17 protein-coding genes are annotated in these 19,880 nt (G+C 65.5%); 13 read left to right on the top strand and 4 right to left on the bottom strand.

The window, feature by feature from the left end; all coding sequences use genetic code 11:
• Window positions 1–235: 235 nt before the first annotated feature.
• A complete protein-coding gene (locus JKL46_RS28035; protein WP_210381494.1) occupies window positions 236–1,141 on the bottom strand; it encodes a tyrosine recombinase XerC in 906 nt (301 codons plus the stop codon).
• A 178-nt stretch (window positions 1,142–1,319) separates the two neighbouring features.
• On the opposite strand from JKL46_RS28035, the gene JKL46_RS28030 reads away from it, so the two are divergent.
• The 9 genes from JKL46_RS28030 (at window position 1,320) to JKL46_RS27990 (ending at window position 10,513) form a co-directional block, all read left to right on the top strand.
• A complete protein-coding gene (locus JKL46_RS28030; protein WP_201839559.1) occupies window positions 1,320–1,937 on the top strand; it encodes a class I SAM-dependent methyltransferase in 618 nt (205 codons plus the stop codon).
• 38 nt (window positions 1,938–1,975) lie between these two features.
• Window positions 1,976–4,138 carry a primosomal protein N' gene (locus JKL46_RS28025; RefSeq protein WP_201839556.1) on the top strand — a complete coding sequence of 721 codons (2,163 nt, stop codon included), beginning with the start codon at window positions 1,976–1,978 and terminating at the stop codon, window positions 4,136–4,138.
• Window positions 4,139–4,170: 32 nt separating this feature from the next.
• Window positions 4,171–4,731 carry a histidine phosphatase family protein gene (locus JKL46_RS28020; protein ID WP_201839554.1) on the top strand — a complete coding sequence of 187 codons (561 nt, stop codon included), beginning with the start codon at window positions 4,171–4,173 and terminating at the stop codon, window positions 4,729–4,731.
• A gap of 210 nt (window positions 4,732–4,941) precedes the next feature.
• A complete protein-coding gene (locus JKL46_RS28015) occupies window positions 4,942–5,514 on the top strand; it encodes a F0F1 ATP synthase subunit delta (RefSeq protein WP_201839552.1) in 573 nt (190 codons plus the stop codon).
• Window positions 5,514–7,043 carry a F0F1 ATP synthase subunit alpha gene (gene atpA, locus JKL46_RS28010; protein WP_201839550.1) on the top strand — a complete coding sequence of 510 codons (1,530 nt, stop codon included), beginning with the start codon at window positions 5,514–5,516 and terminating at the stop codon, window positions 7,041–7,043. Before JKL46_RS28015 ends, atpA begins: the two co-directional genes overlap by 1 nt.
• Window positions 7,044–7,099: 56 nt before the next feature.
• A complete protein-coding gene (locus JKL46_RS28005; protein ID WP_201839547.1) occupies window positions 7,100–7,972 on the top strand; it encodes a F0F1 ATP synthase subunit gamma in 873 nt (290 codons plus the stop codon).
• Window positions 7,973–7,993: 21 nt separating this feature from the next.
• Window positions 7,994–9,433, top strand: a complete 1,440-nt coding sequence (gene atpD / locus JKL46_RS28000) for a F0F1 ATP synthase subunit beta (protein WP_201839544.1) — start codon at window positions 7,994–7,996, stop codon at window positions 9,431–9,433.
• 105 nt (window positions 9,434–9,538) lie between these two features.
• Window positions 9,539–9,940: a F0F1 ATP synthase subunit epsilon gene (locus JKL46_RS27995; RefSeq protein WP_201839534.1), complete on the top strand. Its 402-nt coding sequence runs from the start codon at window positions 9,539–9,541 to the stop codon at window positions 9,938–9,940.
• Between the two features lie 57 nt (window positions 9,941–9,997).
• A complete protein-coding gene (locus JKL46_RS27990) occupies window positions 9,998–10,513 on the top strand; it encodes a 2'-5' RNA ligase family protein (protein ID WP_201839531.1) in 516 nt (171 codons plus the stop codon).
• Between the two features lie 108 nt (window positions 10,514–10,621).
• On the opposite strand, the gene putA is transcribed toward JKL46_RS27990, so the two are convergent.
• Window positions 10,622–13,720 (bottom strand): bifunctional proline dehydrogenase/L-glutamate gamma-semialdehyde dehydrogenase PutA, encoded by a 3,099-nt coding sequence (gene putA / locus JKL46_RS27985; RefSeq protein WP_201839528.1) that lies wholly within the window; start codon window positions 13,718–13,720, stop codon window positions 10,622–10,624.
• A gap of 114 nt (window positions 13,721–13,834) precedes the next feature.
• On the opposite strand from putA, the gene JKL46_RS27980 reads away from it, so the two are divergent.
• Window positions 13,835–14,296, top strand: coding sequence for an Lrp/AsnC ligand binding domain-containing protein (locus JKL46_RS27980; RefSeq protein WP_201839525.1), 462 nt, complete (start codon window positions 13,835–13,837; stop codon window positions 14,294–14,296).
• A gap of 111 nt (window positions 14,297–14,407) precedes the next feature.
• Here the strand turns inward: JKL46_RS27980 and JKL46_RS27975 are convergent, their stop codons facing one another.
• A complete protein-coding gene (locus JKL46_RS27975; protein ID WP_201839517.1) occupies window positions 14,408–15,415 on the bottom strand; it encodes a TerC family protein in 1,008 nt (335 codons plus the stop codon).
• Between the two features lie 302 nt (window positions 15,416–15,717).
• Between JKL46_RS27975 and JKL46_RS27970 the strand changes: the two genes are divergently transcribed.
• The 3 genes from JKL46_RS27970 to JKL46_RS27960 all read left to right on the top strand — a co-directional run bounded on the left by JKL46_RS27970 (window position 15,718) and on the right by JKL46_RS27960 (window position 18,479).
• The gene (locus tag JKL46_RS27970) at window positions 15,718–16,755 is read left to right on the top strand and encodes an ABC transporter substrate-binding protein (RefSeq protein WP_246529577.1); all 1,038 of its coding nucleotides are present in this window, start codon (window positions 15,718–15,720) and stop codon (window positions 16,753–16,755) included.
• Window positions 16,756–16,912: 157 nt separating this feature from the next.
• Window positions 16,913–17,704 carry an ABC transporter ATP-binding protein gene (locus JKL46_RS27965; protein WP_210381492.1) on the top strand — a complete coding sequence of 264 codons (792 nt, stop codon included), beginning with the start codon at window positions 16,913–16,915 and terminating at the stop codon, window positions 17,702–17,704.
• Between the two features lie 7 nt (window positions 17,705–17,711).
• The gene (locus JKL46_RS27960; protein ID WP_201839509.1) at window positions 17,712–18,479 is read left to right on the top strand and encodes an ABC transporter permease; all 768 of its coding nucleotides are present in this window, start codon (window positions 17,712–17,714) and stop codon (window positions 18,477–18,479) included.
• Window positions 18,480–18,741: 262 nt separating this feature from the next.
• Here the strand turns inward: JKL46_RS27960 and JKL46_RS27955 are convergent, their stop codons facing one another.
• Window positions 18,742–19,878, bottom strand: coding sequence for a CobW family GTP-binding protein (locus tag JKL46_RS27955; RefSeq protein WP_201839508.1), 1,137 nt, complete (start codon window positions 19,876–19,878; stop codon window positions 18,742–18,744).
• Between the last annotated feature and the right edge of the window lie 2 nt (window positions 19,879–19,880).

Genomic DNA, 19,880 nt, shown 5'->3' with positions numbered 1-19,880 from the left:
GGAGGAGCGTGGCGCTGTCATCCCGGACGGCGCAGCCGAGCCGGGATCGCTGGAGGAGCGTGGCGCTGTCATCCCGGCGCAGGCCGGGATCCATAACCATGATCTTGAACCAGCTTGGTATCGTCAGCGGTTCTGGATCCCCGCCGCCGCGCGGATGACAATCTCGAGGTGCGAGCGCCTCGTCCTGAGAACGATCCCGGATCGGCTCCCGCCGTCCGGGATGACACCCAGTTATTCACTTCACCCTTGCCCGCGGATGCGCCGCATTGAACGCGTCCATCAATCGCGCCGCATCGACCTTCGTGTAGAGCTGCGTCGTCGAGAGCGAGGCGTGGCCCAAAAGTTCCTGGATGCCGCGCAGGTCGCCGCCCTTGGCCAGAAGGTGCGTGGCGAAGGAATGGCGCAGGGCGTGCGGCGTGGCGCTGTCGGGCAGCCCCAAAGCCCCGCGCAGTTCCTCGACGGCGAGCTGGATGATGCGGGCCGAGAGCGGCCCGCCGCGGGCGCCGACGAAGAGCGGTCCTTCGGGCGCGATCGCATAGGGGCAGAGCGCCAGATAATCTTCTACCGCGCGTTGGATCGGCGGAATGACCGGCACGCTGCGCATCTTGCCGCCCTTGCCGGTGACGGTGATCGAGTCGATTCCGTTGACCGGCGCATCGCGCCGCTCGAGCCCGAGCGCCTCGGAAATGCGCAGGCCCGCGCCATAGAGCAGCGAGAGCACGGCGGCGTCGCGCGCCAGGATCCACGGCTTGCGGCTTTCTCCCGCCCGCGTCTCCGCATCCGTCACGGCGACGGCGGAGGAGGCGGAGAGGGGGCGCGGCAGGTTCTTGTCGACCTTCGGCGTGCGAATCGCCGCGAAGGCCGAGGCCGTGCCATGACCCTCGCGCTCGAGATGGCGGGCGAAGGAGCGCAGGGCCGCGAGCTGGCGCATGAGGGAGCGGCTGCCCACCGAATCCATACGCCGGGCGGCGAGAAAAGCGCGGATGTCCATGGGCTTCAGGTTTAAGATGCCTTCCACGCTCGGCTTCTCGCCGAGATGGTTGGTCAGGAAGGCCAGGAACTGGCGCAGGTCCCGGGCATAGGCCTCGACGGTCTTGGCCGACAGCCGCCGCTCCTTGGCGAGCCCGGCAAGCCACGCCATCGCCTCGCGGCGAGTGTCGTCGGCGCCCGGTAGAACGAGATCGATGATCGAAGGGGATGTCTTGGTATCGGCCACAGTTCCAATATCTGTTCACGAGCTTGCCAAAGTGTGAAGCCGCGAAGGCGAGTGTCGATCGGATGAGATAACGTTCGTGGAAATTTGAGCGACGAGACTTCGCATGAGCCAGGGTAGAGGCGTTTCGGGAACGGAAGGGTACGGCGAACAGGCAGACAGCCTCGTCGAAGCCTATGAAAGCGTGGTTTTCGAGGATCTCTATAGGCCGCTACTCACACTTTTGCCTGAGAGCGGCAAAGCCCTGGACATCGGTGCCGGCACGGGGCGCGACGCGGCGGCGCTTGCACGACGTGGCCTGCAGGTCCATGCCGCCGAGCCGACGGCGGCGCTCAGAGCCCATGCCCAGCGCCTCCATCCCGATCCCAACATCGTCTGGATCGACGATTCCCTGCCCGATCTGGCGCGTATCCATGCCGGCGGCGAGCGATTCGACCTCATCCTGATGACGGCCGTGTGGATGCATCTCGATGAGCGGGAGCGCTCCCGCGCCCTGCCGCGGATCGCCGAGCTGCTCGGCGACGGCGGAAAGATCTTCATGACCGTTCGCAAAGGGCCCGTGCCGGCCGGGCGGCGGATGTTCGAGGTGCCGATCGATCCATTGGTGTCCCACGCCCAGTCCCTCGGCCTCGACCTCCTCCAACGGTATGAGTTTGCCGACATGCTCGGCCGCAAGGACGTGAGCTGGACCATGCTTGCTTTCGAGAAGGGAAATCGGGTCTAAGCTCTGGTCATGATCCCGCTGTTCGTTCTCGCTCCCTGATGGTTGCCAAGATCGCCGATGTCCTCATCCCGCTGGCACTGGACACGGCTTATTCCTATGCCGTGCCGGACGGCCTCCCCTTGGAGGAGGGCGATGTGGTGCAGGTGCCGCTCGCCAACCGCGAGGTGGCGGGCGTCGTCTGGTCCATGCGCGAAGGGCAGGGCGGCAACCTGAAGAAGGTAACCGGAATCATCGAGGCGCCGAACTTATCCGCCAGCATGCGCAAGTTCCTGGACTGGATCGCCTGGTACACCCTGGCGCCCAAGGGCTCGGCGCTCGCCATGGGGCTCAAGATCCCCGATCCGGATCGCCAGGAGGTCGCACGTGTCGGCGTGAAGCTGGCCGGCGCCCTGCCGAAGCGCATGACGCCGGCGCGGCAGAAGGTGATCGAGATCGCCCAGGACGGCGTCGTACGATTGAAAAGCGAGCTGGCTCAGGCGGCGGGCGTCAGCGCCGGGGTCGTCAACGGCCTTATCGACGAAGGCGCCCTGGAGACGGTCGCCCTCCTGGCCGAGCCCGTTGCGGAGATGCCCGATCCCGCCTTCGGCCACACCGCGCTCTCGGACGGCCAGCAGGCGGCGGCCGACGAAATCGTCGCTGCCATGGGCGAAGCGCATCCGTCAGTGGTCCTGCTCGAAGGCGTCACGGGTTCGGGCAAGACGGAGGTTTATTTCGAGGCGGTGGCCGAGGCCGTGCGCAACGGCCGGCAGGCTCTCATCCTGATGCCCGAGATCGCGCTGACCGCTCAGTTCCTCGACCGGTTCGCCGCCCGTTTCGGCGTCAAGCCGGCCACCTGGCATTCCGCCGTCACGGGCCGCAGGCGCGAGCGGCTCTATTCGGCCATCGCGTCGGGCGAGGCAAAGGTGGTGGCGGGCGCCCGCTCGGCCCTGTTCCTGCCCTATGCGGACCTCGGCCTCGTCATCGTCGACGAGGAGCACGAGACCGCCTACAAGCAGGACGACGGGGTGCATTACCACGCCCGCGACATGGCGGTGGTACGCGGCAAGATCGAGAATGCGCCGGTGGTGCTGGCCTCCGCCACCCCCTCCATCGAGAGCCGGGTCAATGTGGAGCGCGGGCGCTACCGCCATGTGAAGCTGCCCGAGCGCTTCGGCGGCCGTTCCATGCCGCAGATCCGGGCCGTGGACCTGCGCAAGGAGGCGATCCCGAAGGGTCGCTGGCTCTCGCCGACCCTGGTGACGGCGGTGGAACAGACGGTCGCAAACGGCGAGCAGGCTCTGCTCTTCCTCAACCGGCGCGGCTATGCCCCGCTCACCCTCTGCCGGGCCTGCGCCCATCGCTACGAATGCCCGAACTGCTCCTCATGGCTCGTGGAGCACCGCTTCCGTCGCTCCCTGGTCTGCCACCATTGCGGCCATGTGGAACGCACGCCCCACGCCTGCGTCGAGTGCGGCAGCGTCGATTCGCTGGTGCCCTGCGGCCCCGGCGTCGAGCGCATCGCGGAAGAGGCGGCCGAGCTGTTCCCGGACAAGCGCTGCATCGTGCTCTCGAGCGACTTTCCCGGCGGCACGGAGCGGCTGCGGGCGGAGCTTGCCGCGATCGCGGCGGGCGAGTTCGACATCGTCATCGGCACGCAACTGGTGGCCAAGGGCCACAATTTCCCGCTCATGACCCTGGTCGGGGTGCTCGATGCGGATATCGGCCTCACCTCAGGCGATCCGCGTGCGGCGGAGCGCACCTTCCAGATGCTGCAGCAGGTCACGGGCCGCGCAGGCCGCGGCGAGAAGCCGGGCCGGGCCCTGGTCCAGACCTGGCAGCCGGACCATCCGGTCATCGCTGCCCTCGTCTCCGGCGATGCCGAGCGCTTCTACGCGGAGGAGACACGCGTCCGCGAGATGGCCGGCCTGCCGCCGTTCGGGCGGCTCGCCTCCCTCATCGTCTCGGCGGCCGAGCGCGAGCTGGCGGAGGCCCATGCCCGCGGCATGGCGCTGGTCGCCGAGCCACCGCCGGGCGTGACCGTGCTCGGCCCGGCCGAGGCGCCGCTCGCCCTGATCCGGGGCCGCTACCGCTTCCGGCTGTTGGTCAAGACCGAACGGGAGGTCGATCTTCAGGCCTACCTGCGCGGCTGGATGGCCCGCTGCCCCAAGATCCGCGGCAACACCCGCGTCTCCATCGACGTGGACCCCCAAAGCTTTTTGTGATCAAGCAGAGCCCCTCATCAAGACAAGGCACCATGACCAAGATCGTCCACTGCATCCGCCACGGCCAATCGACCTTCAACGCCCATTTCGCCGAGCACGGCGTGGATCCGGGGCATTTCGATGCGCCCCTGACCGAGCTGGGCCAGCGCCAGGTGGCCGAGCGTGCGCCGGAACTGCGCCAATATTCATACGACCTCGTCGTGACCTCCCCGCTCACACGGGCGATCCAGACCACCATGGGCCTGTTCGGGGACCACCCCTCCGCGCCGACGATCCTGGTGGAATGCCTCCATCGCGAGCACCTGGAGAGCAGCTGCGACGTGGGGCGTGCCATCTCCCACCTGTCTCAGGACTTCCCCCACCTGTCCTTCGGGCATCTCGACGAGGTCTGGTGGCACAACGAGGGCGAGATGAACGAGCGGGGCTTCATCATCGAGCCGGCTCACCTGTTCGAGGAGAGGGTCGAGCGGTTCCGCTTCTGGCTCGCCGAGCGCCCGGAAAAGCTGATCGCGGTGGTGGGCCACGGCACCTTCTTCAGCCGGCTCACCGGGCGGTTCCTGGCGAACTGCGAAGTCGCAGCTCTGGAACTCTAGCTTTACCGTGACCGTGCACCCGGCTTTTTCAAGGCAAAACAGGGCCCGGCTCGCCTTGCGCCTGCGAAAAACCCATGCTAGTGCACCCTCGCCCGACGGGTGGCGACGGCTTCCGCCTCGGGCTCATTTCCACACCTGACGGGTCTCCCGAGAGCCTCCATTGCAGGCTGTCCCGGTCGAGGCCCGTTAAGATACGAGAGAGACGGTTCCGTGGCGCAAAGCGGTTCGCAAGAAGGACCCCTCCTGTCGGGCGTAGCATTGCGCTATGCTTCGGCGCTGTTCGAACTCGCTCGGGAAGCGAACGCGATGGACGCCGTCGAAGGCGACCTCGGCCGCTTCGATCAGCTGATCCGCGGCAGCCAGGACCTGCAGCGCCTGATCCAGAACCCCGTCTTCACGGCCGAGGAGCAGGCGGGCGCTATTGGCGCCATCCTCGACAAGGCCGGCGTTTCCGGCCTTGCCGGCAACTTCATCCGCCTCGTCGCCTCCAAGCGCCGCCTCTTCGCACTGCCCGACATGATCCGCGCCTACCGGAACCTCGTCTCCGAGGCCAAGGGCATCGTCCAGGCGCAGGTCACCCTGGCGGAGGCGCCCTCCGACAAAGTTCTCAACGAAATCAAGGCGGCGCTGCGCGACGTCGCCAAGGCTGACGTCGCTGTCGACGTCAAAATCGACCCGAGCCTCATCGGCGGTCTCATCGTGAAGGTGGGGTCCCGCATGGTGGATGCCTCGGTGCGCACCAAACTCAATTCCATTCGTCTAGCGATGAAAGAGGTCCGCTGATGGACATTCGAGCCGCTGAGATCTCCGCGATCCTCAAAGAGCAGATCAAGAACTTCGGTACCGAAGCTGAAGTCACCGAAGTCGGACAGGTCCTGTCCGTCGGTGACGGTATCGCCCGTTGCTACGGCCTCGACAAGGTTCAGGCCGGCGAGATGGTCGAATTCGAGAGCGGCGTGCGCGGCATGGCCCTCAACCTCGAGACCGACAACGTCGGCGTCGTGGTGTTCGGCTCCGACCGTGAGATCGCCGAAGGCCAGACCGTGAAGCGCACGGGCGCCATCGTGGACGTGCCGGTCGGCAAGGGCCTGCTCGGCCGCGTCGTCGACGCGCTCGGCAACCCCATCGACGGCAAGGGCCCGATCGTGGCCACCGAGCGCCGCCGCGTGGACGTGAAGGCTCCCGGCATCATTCCGCGCAAGTCGGTGCACGAGCCGATGGCGACTGGCCTCAAGTCGATCGACGCCCTGATCCCGGTCGGCCGCGGCCAGCGCGAGCTGATCATCGGTGACCGGCAGACCGGCAAGACCGCGATCGCCCTCGACACGATCCTCAACCAGAAGCCCCTGAACCAGGGCGACGACGAGAGCCAGAAGCTCTATTGCGTCTATGTCGCCATCGGCCAGAAGCGCTCCACGGTGGCCCAGTTCGTGAAGGTTCTCGAAGAGAACGGCGCGCTGGAATATTCCATCATCGTCGCGGCCACCGCCTCCGATCCGGCCCCGATGCAGTTCCTGGCACCCTTCTCGGGCTGCGCCATGGGCGAGTTCTTCCGCGACAACGGCATGCATGCCGTGATCACCTATGACGATCTGTCCAAGCAGGCCGTTGCCTACCGTCAGATGTCGCTCCTGCTCCGCCGTCCGCCGGGCCGCGAGGCTTATCCGGGCGACGTGTTCTACCTGCACTCCCGCCTGCTCGAGCGCGCTGCGAAGCTCAACGAGGAGAACGGCTCGGGCTCGCTGACCGCTCTGCCGGTCATCGAGACGCAGGCCAACGACGTGTCGGCCTACATCCCGACCAACGTGATCTCGATCACCGACGGTCAGATCTTCCTCGAGACGGATCTGTTCTACCAGGGCATCCGCCCGGCGGTGAACGTCGGTCTCTCGGTGTCGCGCGTGGGCTCCTCGGCCCAGACGAAGGCGATGAAGAAGGTCGCGGGAAAGATCAAGGGCGAGCTGGCGCAGTACCGCGAGATGGCGGCCTTCGCGCAGTTCGGCTCCGACCTCGACGCCACCACGCAGCGCCTGCTGAACCGCGGTTCGCGCCTGACCGAGCTCCTGAAGCAGCCGCAATTCTCGCCGCTGAAGATGGAAGAGCAGGTCGCCGTGATCTATGCCGGCGTGAACGGCTATCTCGACGCGCTTCCGCTCAACCGGGTGCGCGCTTTCGAAGACGGTCTGCTCTCGATCCTGCGCGGCAAGCACGCCGATCTTCTCGATGCCATCCGTGCTTCGAAGGACCTGTCGAGCGACTCGGAAGCGAAGCTCAAGGACGTCGTCCAGAACTACGCCAAGTCTTTCTCGTAAGGACTTCCGTTCTCTAAACGATCCAGCCGGGTTTCCGGAGAGGGTAGGGACGCTCGATGCCGAGCTTAAAAGACCTTCGTAACCGCATCGCCTCGGTCAAGGCGACGCAGAAGATCACCAAGGCCATGCAGATGGTGGCCGCCGCGAAGCTGCGCCGCGCGCAGACCGCGGCGGAAGCCGCGCGTCCTTACGCGGAGCGCATGGCCGTGGTGCTCGGCAACCTCGCGTCCGGCATCACCGTCGGGCCCGAGACGCCGCGTCTTCTGGCCGGCACCGGTTCCGACCGCGTTCACCTGCTGGTCGTCTGCACCGCGGAGCGCGGCCTGTGCGGCGCGTTCAACTCGTCGATCGCGCGCCTGGCCCGCGATCATGCCAACCGGCTGCTCGCCGAGGGCAAGACCGTCAAGATCATCTGCGTCGGAAAGAAGGGCTACGACATCCTGCGTCGCCAGTTCGCCGAGCAGATCATCGAGCTCATCGATCTGCGCGCCGTGCGCCAGATCGGCTTCGAGCAGGGCGACATGATCGCCCAGAAGATCCTCAACCGTTTCGAGGCGGGCGAGTTCGACGTGGCGACCCTGTTCTACTCGCGCTTCCGCTCGGTGATCGCTCAGATCCCGACGGCGCAGCAGATCATTCCGGCTCAGATCGAGACCAGCGCCGGCGCCCCCGACGCGGTCTACGAGTACGAGCCCGATGAAGGCGAGATCCTCACGACGCTCCTGCCGCGGAATCTCACCGTGCAGATCTTCCGGGCGCTGCTCGAGAATGCAGCCTCCGAACAGGGCGCCCGCATGAGCGCCATGGACAATGCGACCCGCAACGCGGGCGAGATGATCAAGAAGCAGACGATGACCTACAACCGGTCGCGTCAGGCGATGATCACCAAGGAACTGATCGAAATCATTTCGGGCGCCGAGGCGCTCTGACGAATCCGAGAGGAGCCTCACATGGCTAACACCGCTACTCCCGCCGGCAAGGTCGGTCACATCACCCAGGTCATCGGCGCCGTCGTCGACGTCCAGTTCGAAGGCCATCTGCCGGAGATCCTCAACGCTCTCGAGACCACGAACGGCGGCAACCGCCTCGTGCTCGAAGTGGCCCAGCAGCTCGGCGAGAGCACCGTGCGCTGCATCGCCATGGACACCTCCGAAGGCCTCGTCCGCGGCCAGGACGTCACCGACACCGGCGCCCCGATCTCGGTGCCGGTCGGCGACGGAACGCTCGGCCGCATCATGAACGTCATCGGCGAGCCGGTCGACGAAGCAGGCCCGATCCCGGCACAGGGCGTCCGCGCTATCCACCAGCCCGCTCCGTCCTACGCCGAGCAGGCCACCGAGGCCCAGATCCTCGTCACCGGCATCAAGGTCGTCGACCTGCTCGCTCCCTACGCGAAGGGCGGCAAGATCGGCCTCTTCGGCGGCGCGGGCGTCGGCAAGACCGTGCTCATCATGGAGCTCATCAACAACGTCGCGAAGGCGCACGGCGGCTATTCCGTGTTCGCCGGCGTCGGTGAGCGCACCCGCGAGGGCAACGACCTCTATCACGAGATGATCGAGTCGGGCGTGAACAAGCATGGCGGCGGCGAAGGCTCCAAGTGCGCGCTCGTCTACGGCCAGATGAACGAGCCTCCGGGTGCCCGCGCCCGCGTCGCGCTCACCGGCCTGACCGTCGCCGAGAACTTCCGCGACCAGGGCCAGGACGTGCTGTTCTTCGTGGACAACATCTTCCGCTTCACGCAGGCCGGCTCCGAAGTGTCGGCGCTTCTCGGCCGTATCCCTTCGGCGGTGGGCTATCAGCCGACGCTCGCCACGGACATGGGCATGCTGCAGGAGCGCATCACCACCACCAACAAGGGTTCGATCACCTCGGTGCAGGCGATCTACGTGCCGGCCGACGATCTGACCGATCCGGCGCCCGCCACCTCCTTCGCCCACCTCGACGCCACGACCGTGCTGTCGCGCTCGATCGCCGAGAAGGGCATTTATCCTGCGGTGGATCCGCTCGACTCGACCTCGCGCATGCTCTCCGCCGCGATCCTCGGCGAGGAGCACTACAACGTGGCGCGCTCCGTGCAGCAGATCCTGCAGCGCTACAAGTCGCTGCAGGACATCATCGCGATCCTGGGCATGGACGAGCTCTCCGAAGAGGACAAGCTCACCGTCGCCCGCGCCCGCAAGATCGAGCGCTTCCTGTCGCAGCCCTTCTTCGTGGCCGAAGTCTTCACCGGCTCGCCGGGCAAGCTCGTCGCGCTCGAAGACACCATCAAGGGCTTCAAGGGTCTCGTGGAAGGCCAGTACGATCACCTGCCGGAGGCTGCCTTCTACATGGTCGGCAGCATCGAGGAAGCGATCGAGAAGGCCCAGCGCCTCGCGGCCGAAGCGGCTTAATTCACGTTAAGCGACATCCCGGAGCGTTCACGCTCCGGGATGCTCGTATCCAAGCGTATCTCCCAAACGATTCCCGGTCGCCGATCGGGATGACGAGGAGCTCAGATGGCTACCTTCAATTTCGAACTCGTCTCTCCCGAGCGCGTGCTGTTCTCCGGTGAGGTCGACGCCGTCGTGCTGCCGGCGACCGAGGGCGACATGACGGTTCTGGCCGGCCATTCGCCGGTGATGACCACCCTCAAGACCGGGTTCCTCGTCGTCACCAGCACGCCCGGCAACGGACGCCGCGTTCTCGTGCGCGGCGGCTTCGCCGACGTGAACCAGAACGGCCTCACGGTTCTCGCCGAGCGCGCTCTTCCCGAGGAGGAGCTGACCCAGGACATCCTCGACCAGGAGATCCTGACTGCCGAAATGCACTGGGATGCCACCAACGAACCGGCCGCCAGGCAAGCAGCCGAATCGGCGATCGCACAGCTGCGCGAAGCCAAGGCGGCGCTGAACTTTTGAGGCACTTTCAAGCCTCCACTCTGAAACAACCCGGCCTTGAGCCGGGTTTTTTGTTTCATGTACCAGCCCGCGCCGCTCATCCTCACGCTACAGCTCGACGAACGCTCCTTCGCCTTCTTCGATGCGCAGAGGCGGCGCTACTTTCCGCCCGAGCGCAATTTCATCCCGGCCCATCTCACGCTGTTTCATGCCTTGCCGGGCGAGTATCTCGCGGCGATCATGCGCGAGATCGAGGCCTGCACTTCGGATCGGCGACCATTTACTCTCGACGTGACAGGCCTGCGCTCCCTCGGCCGCGGCGTCGCCTACGCCCTCGAGTCGACGGAACTGGCGCAGCTGCGCAGGCAGCTTGCACTGGCATGGAACGACCGGCTCAAGTCGCAGGACCGGCAGAACCACCAACCGCATGTGACGGTGCAGAACAAGGTCGATCCCACACAGGCGAGAGCTCTGTTGGAAGAGCTATGCGAGAGTTTTGAACCGTTTCAGGTCGAGGCTACCGGGCTTGAGCTCTGGTGGTATCGTGGCGGACCGTGGGAGACGGTGCGCAGCTTCAGCTTCCCAGCCGGGTGAAATCCCTCGCGTCATGGCCGGGCTTGTCCCGGCCATCCCGATTTTGTGAGACACGACGCCTTTCGAATCGAGATCACCGGCACGAGGCCGGTGATGACGTGAGGGGGCCTACTCCCCCATCGCAATCAGGTTCGCGTTGCCGCCGGCAGCCGCGGTGTTGATCGTCACCGTCTGCTCGGTGGCGAAGCGCAGGAGGTAATGCGGCCCGCCAGCCTTGGGACCGGTGCCGGAAAGGCCGTGACCGCCGAAGGGCTGCACGCCGACCACCGCGCCGATCATGTTGCGGTTGACGTAGACGTTGCCGACGGAAAGCGCCTCGACCACGCGCTCCACCGTGGCATCGATGCGCGAATGCACGCCGAGCGTCAGGCCGTAGCCGGTGCCCTCGATGGCCTGCAGCACGTCGCCGAGGCGACCAGCCTTGTAGCGCACCACGTGCAGCACGGGGCCGAACACCTCCTGTGCGAGATCATGCGGCTTGCTGAGCTCGAAGATGTGGGGCGCCACATAGGTGCCGGCCACCGGCGCCTCGCCCGCGTAGTGCACCTTCGCGGAGCGCTTCATTGAAGCAATATGCGCATCGAGCTTGTCCTTCGCCTCGCTGTCGATCACCGGACCGACCTGTGTCGAGATCTCGCGCGGATCGCCGATCTTCAGCTCGCGGGCGTTGCCGGCGATCATCTCGATCATGCGATCGGCCACGTCATCCTGCACGCAGAGCAGGCGCAGGGCCGAGCAGCGCTGACCGGCGGATCGGAAGGCGGACATCACCACATCGTCGGCCACCTGCTCGGGCAGGGCGGTGGCGTCGACGATCATCGCATTGATGCCGCCGGTCTCGGCGATCAGCGGCACGATGGCCGCATCCTTGCCGGCAAGGGTGCGGTTGATGATGCGGGCAACCTCGGTCGAGCCGGTGAAGACCACGCCAGCAACGTCCTTGTGCTCGACGAGGCGCGCACCGACGCGGCCGTCGCCGGGCACGAGATGAAGCGCTGTCTTCGGCACGCCGGCCTCGTGCAGGATGCGCACGGCGAGATCGGCGATCAACGGCGTCTGCTCGGCGGGCTTCGCCACGACGGCGTTGCCGGCCATCAGCGCGGCGCCGACCTGGCCCAGAAAGATCGCGAGCGGGAAATTCCAGGGCGAGATCGCGACGAACACGCCGCGTCCGCGCAGGCGCAGCACGTTGCTCTCGCCGGTCGGTCCCGGCATCGCCTCGCCCGCGCCGAAGAGGGCTTTGCCCTGGACGGCGTAGTAACGCAGGAAATCGACCGCTTCGCGCACTTCCGAGAGCGAGTCGTCGAGAGTCTTGCCGGCCTCGACCTGCAGCAGATGAAGCAGCGCACCGCGCCGCTCCTCCAAGAGATCGGCCGCGTGCTGCAGCGCCTTGGCGCGGGTCGCGGCATCCGTGCGGCTCCACTTGGCGAAACCGGCATGGGCAGCAGACATGGCGCGATCGGCGACCTCGGGCGAGGCTTCCGTCACCTGACCTGCGACCGTGCTGCCGTCGATGGGGCTGATGAGCGGGCGCGACGTGCCGGAGGCCGCCTTGCCGTCGATCAGCGGCTCGGCCCTATAGTTTTGCTGCGCAAACTTCCTGATCTCGGCCAGCAGCGCGTCGAGCGAGGCCTGATGGCCGAACTCGACGCCTTTCGAATTCGCGCGCTCGGGCCCATAGAGATCGCGCGGCAGCGGCAGCTTGGGATGGCGCGCCTTGTCGGCCGACACGATGATGTCGGCCGGACGCTTCAAAAGAGCCTCGACCGGCACGTTGGTGTCGGCTGCCACCGAGACGAAGGAGGAATTGGCACCGTTCTCCAAGAGGCGGCGCACGAGATAGGCGAGAAGGTCGCGATGGCCGCCGACCGGCGCATAGGCGCGGCAGGCGAGACCCGGATTGTCTTCCAGAAGGCGCGCATAGAGCGCCTCGCCCATGCCGTGCAGGCGCTGGAACTCGTAGCCCTCCGTGCCGCCGGCGCGCTCGATGATGGAGGCGACGGTGAGCGCGTTGTGGGTGGCGAATTGCGGATAGATGCGCGGGCGTAAGGACAGCATCTTCTCGGCGCACGCCATGTAGTGAAGGTCGGTCATCGCCTTGCGGGTGAAGACCGGATAATCGTCGAGCCCGCGCTCCTGGGCGCGTTTCACCTCCGTGTCCCAATAGGCGCCCTTCACGAGGCGCACCATGAGCTGGCGGTCGTAGCGTTCGGCCATGGCGGCGATGGCATCGATCACCGAGCCGGCACGCTTCTGGTAAGCCTGGATCGCGAGCCCGAAACCCTTCCAGTCGGCGAGCGAGGGATCGGCGAGCACCGCCTCGATCACCTCGAGCGACAGTTCGAGACGGTCGGCCTCCTCCGCATCGATGGTGAAATTAAGATCGTAGGATTTGGCCTTCTGCGCCAGGGCGATCGTGAGCGGCACCAATTCGCGCATCACCCGCTCGCGGCTCGTGGCCTCGTAGCGCGGATGGAGTGCGGAAAGTTTTACCGAGATGCCGGGACGGTTCGGCAGCGGCTCGTTGCCGGCGGAGCGGCCGATGGCGTCGATGGCGGAGGCGTAAGATTCGAAATAGCGACGGGCATCCTCGGCGGTCCGGGCCCCTTCGCCCAGCATGTCGAAGGAATAGCGGTAGACGCGGCCTTTCGAGGAGCCGGCGCGCTTGAGCGCTTCCTCGATGGTTTGTCCGAGCACGAAATGGTTGCCCATCACCCGCATGGCCTGGCGCGTGGCGGTGCGCACGGCAGGCAGGCCGAGGCGCTTGGTGAGCTGGCCCAGAATGCTCTCCGGCGTCTCGCCGGGCTGGATGATGCGGGCCGTGATGCCGAGCGCCCAGGCCGAGGCCGAGACGAGGAAGGCATCGGACTTCGCCTCGTGGCCGGCGAAATCGGCTTGGCCGAGCTTGTCCTCGATCAGCCGGTCGGCGGTGGCGGCATCGGGCACCCGCAACAGGGCCTCGGCCAGCACCATGAGGGCGAGGCCCTCCTTGGTGGAAAGCGCATACTCGCGCAGCATCTCCTCGACGCCGCCGAGCCCGCCGCCCTTGGCGCGGATCGCCTCGATCAGGCGGGTGGCCTGCGCGTCGACGCGCTTCTCCCGCTCTGGCGAGAGCCACGCGCCGGCAAGGAGCCGGCTGGCAAGGGCTTTGTCGTCCTCGGCGTAAGGCGGGTTGAAGGGCAGGGCCGGGCTGGTGGCAGGGCGCATCGGGGGATCCTCTGGATGTTTCCGGGAATATATGAGGCTGCCGGGCGTGTTTCGATGGCAAAATCAGCAATTCTGCCTTAGGAACGGCGGAGAAAATATTGATGGGCCGTGACAATGACGGATTTAGACCGGATCGATCGCAAGATCCTCAAGGCTCTCCAGGCCGATGGCCGCATCGCGACGGTCGAGCTTGCGGAAAAGGTCGGGCTGTCGCCGACCTCCACAGGCGAGCGGGTCAAGCGGCTGCAGCGGGAGGGGGTGATCGCCGGCTACGGCGCAAGGCTCGATCCGCACCGGCTCGGGCTTGGGCTTCTGGTCTTCGTGGAGGTTTCCCTCGACAAGACGACGGCGGACGTGTTCGAGAAATTCGCCGCCGCCGTGAAGCGGGCGCCCGAGGTTCTCGAGTGCCATATGGTGGCGGGCGGGTTCGACTATCTGGTCAAGACTCGCGTCGCCGACATGGCCGCCTACCGCCACTTCCTGGGAGAAATCCTTCTCGCCCTTCCCGGCGTGAAGGAAACGCGCACCTATGCGGTGATGGAGGAGGTGAAGAGCGACGGGATGCTGCCGGTGTGACCTTCCCACGACGTCATGGCCGGGCGTGGCCCGGCCATCTCGATCGGAAGAACGCAGCACCTTTCCAAACGAGATCACCGGCACGCGGCCGGTGATGACGTAGAGGGTGATTTACCCGGTCACCGTCTCTTCCTCGTTCCTCGTCTTCCATAGCGAGTAGACGACGCCGCCGGCGATCAGGGTAAACGTTACGCCGAGCGAGATGGTCGGGTCGAGTTTGCCCACGAGCTGGTTCCAGAAGATCTTGCCGCCGATGAAGACGAGCACCAGCGCGAGCGCGTATTTCAGGTAGTGGAAGCGGTGCACCATGGCGGCGAGCGCGAAGTAGAGCGCACGCAGGCCGAGGATCGCCATGATGTTGGCGGTATAGACCACGAAGGTGTCCGTGGTGATCGCGAAGATCGCCGGCACCGAGTCGACCGCGAAGATCAGGTCGGCGACGTTGATCACCACGAGCGCCAGGAAGAGCGGCGTCGCCCAGGTGACGATCTTTCCGGATTTCGGATCGGGCTCGCGCACGAAGAAGCGCTGATCGTGCAGGCGGTTCGTCACGCGCATGTGCTTGCGCATGAAGCGGACCATCGCGTTCTTGTCGATATTCGGCTCGCTCTCGGGCACGAACAGCATCTTGATGCCGGTCGCGATGAGGAAGGCGCCGAAGAGATAGAGCATCCAGGAATATTCCTGCACCAGAGCGGCACCGACCGCGATCATGATGCCGCGAAGGACGATGACGCCGACGATGCCCCAGACGAGAGCGCGATACTGATATTTCCGGGGAATCGCGAAATAGCTGAAGATCAGCGAGATCACGAAGACGTTGTCGATCGACAGGGACTTCTCGATGAAGAAGCCCGTGAAGTACGAGATGCCCGCGTGCGTGCCGTCCTCGGTCACCAGCAGGCCGGTCTCGAAAGACCACCAGATATAGGCACCGAAGGCGGTCGCGATGCCGATGTAGAAGAGGGATAGCAGGAGACTCTCCTTCACGCCGAGCTCCCTGTCCTTTCTGTTCAGGACACCGAGATCGAAGGCGAGGAGAAAAACGACAAGGCTGAGGAAAGCCGTCCACATCCAGACGGGCTTACCCAGCCATTCCATAAGCAGGAATTCTGGCATAACCGGACCTTTGATTGCTTCTGTTCAAGCATCGGCTCCGACATCACAGTCGCATGCTGCATCCTGCCAGAGGGGCCCGGGCGCCGATGGGTCCAACGTGGGGAGCGCCCCTGAACCCGTCAAGGGTCTCGACCTTGAGAGTTTCTGCTCAATTTTTCGTCAAATGCCCTTCTCGCGGGCAGGGTTGCCCGGGCAAGAGACTTGACCCGAGGCCGTGATCTGGTTGCATGGTCAAGAACAGGGCAGGTGGCCGAAAACGGCGTCACCACGCCCCCGATCATAAAAAATCAGAGGTGACGGTAATGTTTGCGGATCGTTCGACGAAGGCTGCGTGGATCAAGGGGATGCTGGCGGGCGCAGCCGTGCTTCTCGGGTCTGCCGCCGCCCAGGCCCAGACCCCGGTGCGGTTTTCGCTCGACTGGCGCTGGGAAGGCCCGGCAGCCCCCTTCGCGGTTGCCATCGACAAAGGCTATTTCAAAGCCGAGGGGCTGGACGTGACGATCGATCCGGCGGCGGGCTCCCGCGAGCCGATCTCCCGCGTGGCGTCGGGCACCTACGATGTGGGCTTCGGCGACGTGAATTCCCTCGTGCGCTTCCGCGACGAGAATCCCGGCACCGACATCAAGGCGGTGATGGTGATCTATGACCGTCCGCCCTTCGCCCTCATCGGCCGCAAGAGCCGCGGCATCACCAAGGAGGTGTCGAGCCTCGCGGGCAAGAAATTCGGCGCGCCGGCCGCCGACGGCGCCTATGCGCAATGGCCGATCTTCAAGGCCGTGAACAAGATCGACGATTCGACCATGAAGTTCGAGAACGTGGGCTTCCCGGTGCGCGAGCCGATGCTGGCGCAAGGCGAGGTCGATGCGGTCTTCGGCTTCTCCATGTCGTCCTACATCAACCTGAAGTCGCGCGGCGTGCCGGCGGACGACATCGTCGTGATGTTGATGAGCGATTACGGCGTCGATCTTTACGGCAACACGATCATCGTCTCGCAGAAATTCGCGCAGGAGAAGCCTGAGGCCGTGAAGGGTCTTTTGCGCGCGATCATGAAAGGCGTGCAGGACACGGTGAAGGATCCCTCAACAGCGGTCGATTCGGTGATCAAGCGCAACGACGTCGCCAAGAAGGACGTGGAGCTCGAGCGCCTCAAGATGGTGCTCGATCAGAACATGATCACGCCTTGGGTGAAGGAGAACGGTTTTGGGGGCATCGACAAGACCCGCTTCGCCAAGGCGCTCGACCAGATCGGCCTCACCTTCAATTACAAGGCGAAGCCCGAGGTGGACGCCGTGTTCACCGAGCAGTTTCTCCCCGCTGCCGACCAGCGCAAGGTGAATTGAGCCTTCTCTCACCCTCCCCTTGAGGGGGAAGGTCGCGAGCATCGCGAACGGGGTGGGGTGGGAAGCGCCAACGTGAACGAACGTCGCGCTACCCACCCACCCCGGCCTAAAGGCCGACCCTCTCCCTCAAGGGGAGGGCGAACAAGTGGAGCGCCCCTTGCCGGTTTTCGTCGACATTCACGACGTCACCCATGTCTATGCGCGGGCCGAAGATGGTCTGCCTGCCGTCAGGAACCTGAACCTGAAGGTGAACGAGGGCGAGTTCGCCGCCATCGTCGGTCCTTCGGGCTGCGGCAAGTCCACCCTGATGAAGCTCGCCACCGGCCTGCAGTTTCCCCGCGAAGGCACGGTGATCGTCGACGGCAAGCAGGTCGGTGCGCCGGTCAAGCTTGCCGGCATGGCGTTCCAGAACCCGACCATGCTGCCCTGGCGCACCACTCTCGACAATATCCTGCTGCCGCTCGAGATCGTAGAGCCGCATCGCTCGCGGCTGCGCCGACACAAGGCGGAATATGTGGCCAAGGCCGAGAGCCTGCTGGAGCAGGTCGGCCTGAAAGGGCAGGGACACAAATTTCCCTGGCAGCTCTCCGGCGGCATGCAGCAGCGCGCCTCGCTCTGCCGTGCGCTCATCCACGAACCGAAGCTCCTGATGCTCGACGAGCCCTTCGGCGCGCTCGACAGCTTCACCCGCGAGGAATTGTGGTGCGTGATGCGCGACCTGCATGCGGCGCAGAAGGTCACGATCATCCTCGTCACCCACGACCTGCGCGAAGCCGCTTTCCTCTCGGACCGCATCTTCTGCATGAGCGCGCGTCCGGGCCGGATCGTTGCCGAGCGCGAGGTGGAGTTCCCGCGCCCGCGCGATCTCGAGATCACCTACACGCCGGAATTTTCCGAACTCGTCCATGAATTGCGCAATCACATCGCGCAGGCGCGTCAGGCGGCGTGAGAGACCCATGAAAACCAAGAATCAGCTCGCCCTCGCACCTTGGATCTTCACCATCGGCTTCTTCCTTCTCTGGGAGCTGATCTGCCGCGTCCTCAACGTGTCGAGCTTCATCCTGCCGACGCCTTCGACGATCCTGGTCGCCGTGTGGGAATACCGCACCCAGCTCGCCTATCACGCCTTCTTCACGCTCTGGATGACGCTGGCGGGGTTCGGCCTGGCCGTCGGATTCGGATTGCTGCTCGGCATGGTGCTTGGCTCGTCCCGGCTCATCAATGCCGGAACCTATCCGCTGCTCGTGGGCTTCAACTCGATTCCGAAAGTGGCGGTGGTGCCGATCCTCGTGTTCTGGTTCGGCGTCGGCTGGGTGCCGCCGGTGATGACGGCCTTCCTGATCTCGTTCTTTCCCATCGTGGTGAATGTCGCCACCGGCATCGCCACCGTCGAGCCGGAGATGGAGGACGTCCTGCGGGCGCTCGGCGCCTCGAAGCGGGACATCGTGTTCAAGGTCGGCGTGCCGCGCGCCATGCCCTATTTCTTCGGCTCGCTGAAAGTCGCCATCACGCTCGCCTATGTGGGCTCCGTGATCGGCGAGCAGAACGCGTCGAACGTGGGCATCGGCAACCTGCTCACCCGCGCCTCCGCCGCCTTCGAGGTGCCCCTCGTCTGGGCCGCCCTCGTGGTGCTCGCCGTGCTCGGCGTGATCATGTATGCGATTACGGCCTATGTGGAGCGCTCCATGACCGGATGGGCGCAGCGCTCGCAGATGGCGGCTTGAGGTAACAGGTCCAGGAAAACGCGCTGGCCGATCAAGGCGAGGCGCTGGCTCACCTCTCCTTGAGGGAGAGGTCGCGCCGGAGGCGCGGGTGAGGGGTTACGCCCTCTCCGGACAACGCTCTCCCCCTCACCCTCGCTGCGCTCGACCTCTCCCCACCGGGGAGAGGTGATGCCTGCGGCTGCCTCAATGCTGAACCGGAGAAGTTGGCGCTCACACCCCCACCTCCAACTCCTCTCCACAAGGGGGAGGAGGGCTGTTGTGCTTACCGCCTCAACGACAGTGGATTGTCCGACAAAGCCGCCGCGTCGGGCTGATCGATGGCGGGTTTGCCGAGGAAGGCGTTCCAGAGCTTTTCCACGGTGTCGCGCTCGAGATCGTCGACGATGAACACGATGCGGCTGCGGCGATCCTCGCTCGGCCAGCGCGGCAGCACTGCGGGCACGTGGATCACATGCTGCACGCCGTGGATCACGACCGGATGCTCCGGATCTTCCGCCAGCGCAACGAGGCCCTTCACGCGCAGCAGTTTCGCGCCTTGCGACGAGCGCAGGAGGTCCAGGAACATGTCGAGCGTGCCCTGACGGATCGGCTCGTCGCTGGTGAGGCAGAACGCACGGATTTTCTCGTCGTGCCGGTTCACGTCATGGTGATGATGATCGTGGCCGTGATGCTGATGATGGTGGCCATGCTGATGGGCGTGGCTTTCGCGCTCCGCCTCTTCCACGGCTTCCGTCTTCAGCCATGCGGCGACATCGGCAATCTTGCCGTCGAGGCCGAAGAGACCGCCGGCGATGACGGCTTCCGCCGGTGCGTCGGCTTCGAGCAAGGCGGCGCCGGGATTGAGCTGGTGCAGCCTCTCCCGCAGCTGCGCGAGGCCTGCCCGATCTTCCACGAGGTCGGTCTTGGCGATGACGATCCGCTCGGCCACCGCCGCCTGCTTCACCGCCTCGCGATGCGCGTCGAGCGTGGCGGAGCCGTTGACCGCATCGACGACGGTCACCACGCCTTCGACCGCGTAGCGCATCGACAGATAGGGGTGATAGAGCACCGCATGCAGGATCGGCGCGGGATCGGCGAGGCCGGTGGTCTCGATGACCACGCGTTTGAACGGCAGGATGCGGTCGTTGTCGCGCTTGCGCAGCAGGTCCTCGAGGGTCGCGATCAGGTCGCCGCGCACCGTGCAGCAGAGGCAGCCCGCGGACAGCAGGACCATGCCCTCGTCGACTTTCTCCATCAGCAGGTGATCGAGGCCGATCTCGCCGAACTCGTTGACGATCACCACCGTATCCTGCAGCGCCGGATCCTTCAGAAGCCGGTTGAGCAGGGTGGTTTTGCCCGATCCCAGGAAGCCGGTGAGGATGGTGAGCGGGATGGGGGCGGGAGGAGTCATGCTTGTCATCG

The organism is Microvirga zambiensis WSM3693, from assembly GCF_016735695.1.
GTDB classification, from domain to species: domain Bacteria; phylum Pseudomonadota; class Alphaproteobacteria; order Rhizobiales; family Beijerinckiaceae; genus Microvirga; species Microvirga zambiensis.
This window is presented reverse-complemented; position numbering and strand designations above follow the sequence as displayed.

Coding starts and splice junctions, on each gene's coding strand:
- atpA (WP_201839550.1), top strand. CDS start 5,514: ATGGACATTCGAGCCGCTGAGATCTCCGCGATCCTCAAAGAGCAGATC.
- JKL46_RS27970 (WP_246529577.1), top strand. CDS start 15,718: ATGTTTGCGGATCGTTCGACGAAGGCTGCGTGGATCAAGGGGATGCTG.
- JKL46_RS28005 (WP_201839547.1), top strand. CDS start 7,100: ATGCCGAGCTTAAAAGACCTTCGTAACCGCATCGCCTCGGTCAAGGCG.
- JKL46_RS28030 (WP_201839559.1), top strand. CDS start 1,320: ATGAGCCAGGGTAGAGGCGTTTCGGGAACGGAAGGGTACGGCGAACAG.
- JKL46_RS27960 (WP_201839509.1), top strand. CDS start 17,712: ATGAAAACCAAGAATCAGCTCGCCCTCGCACCTTGGATCTTCACCATC.
- putA (WP_201839528.1), bottom strand. CDS start 13,720: ATGCGCCCTGCCACCAGCCCGGCCCTGCCCTTCAACCCGCCTTACGCC.
- JKL46_RS27955 (WP_201839508.1), bottom strand. CDS start 19,878: ATGACAAGCATGACTCCTCCCGCCCCCATCCCGCTCACCATCCTCACC.
- JKL46_RS27990 (WP_201839531.1), top strand. CDS start 9,998: ATGTACCAGCCCGCGCCGCTCATCCTCACGCTACAGCTCGACGAACGC.
- JKL46_RS28025 (WP_201839556.1), top strand. CDS start 1,976: ATGGTTGCCAAGATCGCCGATGTCCTCATCCCGCTGGCACTGGACACG.
- JKL46_RS28020 (WP_201839554.1), top strand. CDS start 4,171: ATGACCAAGATCGTCCACTGCATCCGCCACGGCCAATCGACCTTCAAC.
- JKL46_RS27995 (WP_201839534.1), top strand. CDS start 9,539: ATGGCTACCTTCAATTTCGAACTCGTCTCTCCCGAGCGCGTGCTGTTC.
- atpD (WP_201839544.1), top strand. CDS start 7,994: ATGGCTAACACCGCTACTCCCGCCGGCAAGGTCGGTCACATCACCCAG.
- JKL46_RS27975 (WP_201839517.1), bottom strand. CDS start 15,415: ATGCCAGAATTCCTGCTTATGGAATGGCTGGGTAAGCCCGTCTGGATG.
- JKL46_RS27980 (WP_201839525.1), top strand. CDS start 13,835: ATGACGGATTTAGACCGGATCGATCGCAAGATCCTCAAGGCTCTCCAG.
- JKL46_RS28035 (WP_210381494.1), bottom strand. CDS start 1,141: ATGGCGTGGCTTGCCGGGCTCGCCAAGGAGCGGCGGCTGTCGGCCAAG.